The organism is Skermanella sp., from assembly GCF_059503625.1.
Genome location: NZ_JCACHA010001209.1, coordinates 1 through 4,656 on the forward strand (window position 1 = coordinate 1; position 4,656 = coordinate 4,656).

Annotated in this window: 3 protein-coding genes; all 3 read right to left on the bottom strand. The window is 66.5% G+C overall.

Annotation, left to right across the window (positions count from 1 at the left end):
• Positions 1-220: 220 nt before the first annotated feature.
• Complete coding sequence (meaB, locus tag AC5JJ6_RS42345) at positions 221-1,144, bottom strand: methylmalonyl Co-A mutase-associated GTPase MeaB (RefSeq protein WP_496047826.1); 924 nt, start codon at positions 1,142-1,144, stop codon at positions 221-223.
• A 10-nt stretch (positions 1,145-1,154) separates the two neighbouring features.
• Complete coding sequence (ppdK, locus tag AC5JJ6_RS42350) at positions 1,155-3,848, bottom strand: pyruvate, phosphate dikinase (protein ID WP_496047827.1); 2,694 nt, start codon at positions 3,846-3,848, stop codon at positions 1,155-1,157.
• Between the two features lie 272 nt (positions 3,849-4,120).
• Positions 4,121-4,656, bottom strand: a 536-nt coding sequence (locus tag AC5JJ6_RS42355) for a DALR anticodon-binding domain-containing protein (protein ID WP_496047828.1), incomplete at its 5' end; no start/stop codon positions are given.

The window sequence follows — 4,656 nt, forward strand, 5'->3', positions numbered from 1 at the left end:
CACACCCCCACAACCAACACCCCAAAAAAAAAAAAAAAAAATAAATAAAAAAAAACACAAAAACACCCAACACCAACCCCCCCCCCCCCCAACACCCCCCCCCCCCAACCACCCCCCCGGGCCCCCCCACATACCCGCGCTTGCTTGGGGCGCGCGGCTTCGATTTCCCACGACCTACGGCAGAAGCATCTTCACCGGTCAAATTCTTCGGCCCTTGGTGTTACAGCAGCCGTTGCGCGACCGCGCGGAGCTGGCCGAAGGGGGGAGCGCCGGGGGGCAGGGTCAAAGGGCCGGCGCGGCGGATGCCTTCGCGGCCGAAGCGTTCGCGGACCGACTCGGTCAGCCAGGTTTCGGCCTGGGCGTGGCGCTGGGTGGCGAGGCGGCCGGAGGTCTTGAGCCAAGCCGCGTGCTGGTCCAGCGCTTCGATCAGGTCCGCGACACCTTGCCGCTGCTGGACGGAGAGGCTGAGGACCGGGATCGTCCAGTCGCCGCGCGCGGCCTCGGCCAGGCTGAGGGCGCCCTTGACGTCGGCGCGGGCGCGCTGGGCAGCTTGGCCAAGGTCACTTTTCGTCACTACGACGATGTCGGGGATCTCGACGATGCCGGCTTTCATGAACTGAAGGCTGTCGCCGGAGCCGGGCTGGACGCAGAAGACGATCGTGTCGGCCGTGCCGGCGATGTCGGTTTCGGACTGGCCGACGCCGACCGTCTCGATCAGGACGATGTCGTAGACCGCCCTCATCAGGACCATCGCGGCGACGGTCAGACCGGCAAGGCCGCCCAGCCGGTCGCGCGCCGCCATGGAGCGGACGAAGCAGCCGGCGTCTTCCGGGTCGGTGGCGAGGCGGGTGCGGTCGCCCAGCAGGGCGCCGCCGCTGCGGCGCGAGGACGGATCGACCGCGATGCAACCGACGGTTTTACCGGCCTGCCGGAACGACGATATCAGGGCACCGGTCAGGGTCGACTTGCCGACGCCGGGAGGGCCGGTCAGGCCGATCACCTGGGCGATCGGATCGGAGTAGGCGGCATCGAGCAGGCCGGCGGTGGCGGTGCTGTCGGGATCGCGCTCGATCCCGGCCAGCGCCGCCGCCAGGGCCGCCTTTTCTCCGCGCGCCAGCGACGCGCGGAGTTGGGTCAGGTCCACCGGAGAGTCCTCAGTCCCGGTTCGTCTGCTCGGTCGACAGCGCTGCCTGCGCTGCGGCCAGACGGGCGATCGGAACGCGGTAGGGCGAGCAGGAGACGTAGTCGAGGCCGACGGTCTCGCAGAAGTGGACCGAGGCCGGGTCGCCGCCATGCTCGCCGCAGATGCCGAGCTTGATGTCGGGACGCGTGGCGCGGCCCCGCTCGGCGGCGATCTTGACCAGCTCGCCGACACCGATGACGTCGATGGTCACGAACGGGTCGTGTTCCAGGATGCCGGTCCGCTGATAATCCGGCAGGAAGCTGCCGGCGTCGTCGCGGCTGATGCCGAAGGTCGTCTGCGTCAGGTCGTTGGTGCCGAAGCTGAAGAACTCGGCCGTCTCGGCGATCTCGCCGGCCTGAAGGCAGGCGCGCGGCAGTTCGATCATGGTGCCGACCAGATAGTCGAGCTTGCGGCCGCTGCTGGTCATGACCTCGCCGGCGACCTTGTCGATCACGGCCTTGAGGATGTCGAACTCCTTCTTGGTGCCGATCAGCGGGATCATGATCTCGGGGATCACGGTCTCGCCCGACTCCTTGAAGACCTCGACGGCGGCTTCGAAGATCGAGCGCGCCTGCATCTCGTAGATCTCCGGGAAGGAGATGCCGAGACGGCAGCCGCGATGGCCGAGCATCGGGTTGGATTCGTGAAGCTGGCCGGCGCGGTGGCGCACCTTCAGGATGTCGGTGCCCGCCGCCTTGGCGACTTCTTCCATCTCCGCGTCGGAGTTCGGCAGGAACTCGTGCAGCGGCGGGTCAAGCAGGCGGATGGTGACCGGCAGGCCCTTCATGATGGTGAAGAGTTCGACGAAGTCCTTGCGCTGCATCGGCTCGATCTTGGCGAGTGCGGCACGCCGGCCCTGCTCGTTCTCCGCCAGGATCATCTCACGCACCGCGACGATGCGGTCGGCGTCGAAGAACATGTGCTCGGTGCGCGACAGGCCGATGCCTTCCGCGCCGAACTTGACGGCGGTGCGGGCGTCCAGCGGGGTTTCCGCGTTGGTCCGGACCTTCATGCGGCGGATCTCGTCGGCCCAGCCCATCAGGGTCGCGAAGTCGCCCGACAGTTCCGGCTGGATCGTCGGAACGGCGCCCAGCATCACTTCGCCGGTCGAGCCGTCGATCGTGACCAGATCGCCCGCCTTGATCGTGACGCCGCGAACGTTGACGGTCTGGCCCTTGTAGTCGACGCGCAGGTCGCCGGCCCCGGCGACGCAGGCCCGGCCCATGCCGCGCGCGACCACGGCGGCGTGGCTGGTCATGCCGCCGCGGGTGGTCAGGATGCCGCGGGCGGCGTGCATGCCGTGGATGTCTTCGGGGCTGGTCTCGATCCGGCACAGGATGACGGATTCGCCGAGCTGGGCCTGGGTCTCGGCCTCGTCGGCGCTGAACACCAGCTTGCCCGACGCGGCGCCGGGGGAAGCCGGCAGACCGCGCGCGATGACGGTGCGCTGGGCCTTGGGGTCGAGCGTCGGGTGCAGGAGCTGGTCGAGCGAAGCGGGGTCGATCCGCTGGATCGCCTGTTTGCGGTCGATCACGCCCTCGGCGGCCAGATCGACCGAGATCTTCAGGGCGGCCGCAGCGGTGCGCTTGCCGGTCCGCGTCTGGAGCATGTAGAGCTTGTTCTGCTGGACCGTGAACTCGATGTCCTGCATGTCGCGGTAGTGGCCTTCCAGCCGCAGACGCACCGCGTCGAGCTGCTTGAAGACTTCCGGCATGACCTCTTCCATGGAAGGCAGGTCCGATTTGTTGGCCTGCCTGCCGGCGATGGTCAGGTGCTGCGGGGTGCGGATGCCGGCGACGACGTCCTCGCCCTGGGCATTGACGAGATATTCGCCGTAGAAGGCGTTCTCGCCGGTGGAGGGGTTGCGGGTGAAGGCGACGCCGGTGGCGCAGTCCTCGCCCATGTTGCCGAACACCATGGCCTGGATGTTGACGGCGGTGCCCCATTCGGCCGGGATGTCGTGCAGGCGGCGATAGGTGATCGCGCGCTGGTTCATCCAGGAGCTGAACACGGCCCCGACGGCGCCCCAGAGCTGCTCGTGGACGTCCTGCGGGAAGGGCCGGCCAAGCTCGTGCTCGACCACCTGCTTGTAGCCCTCGATCACGGCCTGCCAGTCGGCGGCGACCAGCTGGGTATCGAGGGTGATGTCGCGGTCGCGCTTGACGTTTTCGAGGATGTCCTCGAAGTGGTGATGCTCGACGCCGAGCACGACATTGCCGTACATCTGGATGAAGCGGCGGTAGCTGTCATAGGCGAACCGGGCGTCGCCGCTGCGCCGGACCAGACCTTCGACCGTGATATCGGTCAGGCCGAGGTTCAGGACGGTGTCCATCATGCCGGGCATGGAGGCGCGGGCGCCGGAGCGGACCGAGACCAGCAGCGGGTTTTCCGGATCGCCGAAGCCGGCGCCGATGCTCTTCTCGACGGCGGCCAGTGCGGTGGTGACCTGATCCTTCAGGTCGGACGGATATGTGCGGTCGTTCTTGTAGTAATAGGTGCAGACTTCGGTCGTGATCGTGAAGCCGGGCGGCACGGGCAGGCCCAGATTGCTCATCTCCGCAAGGTTAGCGCCTTTGCCACCGAGCAGGTTCTTCATTTCCGCCCGGCCTTCGGCCTTGCCGTCGCCAAAGCTGTAGACCCAGCGGGTAGTGACCTGATTGCCCATGGTTATCCCCGGTAACTCCTGTGATGAACTTTCACGCTGGCACGACCCTGGTTAAATCAGCGGTAACGCCGGCGCCTCCCCTATACCGCCCGGACCGGGCGGGTAGTCCATGTTCCGAATGCGCGCCGAGACGGCGGACACGGCCTTTCGGGACCGGTCCTGCCGTCTGTGTTGCGGCATCAGGAAACGTTTCGAACGGCATCCCGGTTTCACCCGCGACATCAGGCCGCGCCCGTTTGCCGTCAAGCGTCGTGGTCGCCGCTCTCAGCGGTTTATCCCTCAATTCTGGAGAAGTCCGCAATGCGATTCAAGGTCGCGGGTATCTGACTGAGAAGACGCAGGCGGTTTACACGTAATGGGGGCTGATCCGCATTGACCGTTACTTTGTCGAAGAAAGCATCGACCGGTGCGCGTAATGCCGCCAGTGCTCCCATGCACCCGGCGAAATCTTCAGCCGTCAGAAGCGGTACTGCGTTCTTTTCCGCTGCCGCCAACGACTTAAACAAAGCCTCTTCCTCGGCCAGTTCCAGCAAACCCGCTTCCGGAGCATCGCCGTAGGTGCGCCCGTCCTTCTTTTCCTCGATCCGGACGATGTTGCTGGCCCGACGGTATGCCACCAGAAGGTTGGCGCCGTCGTCGCTGCCGAGGAAACCCTGAAGCGCCTCGACGCGGGCGAGCAGCCGGACCAGATCGTCTTCGCCACCAAGGGCGAAGACGGCGTCCACCAGATCGTGGCGGACACCCCGGTCGCGCAGCACCACCTTCAGGCGGTCGGCGAAGAAGTCGAGAAGCTGGCCGCCGACCTCGG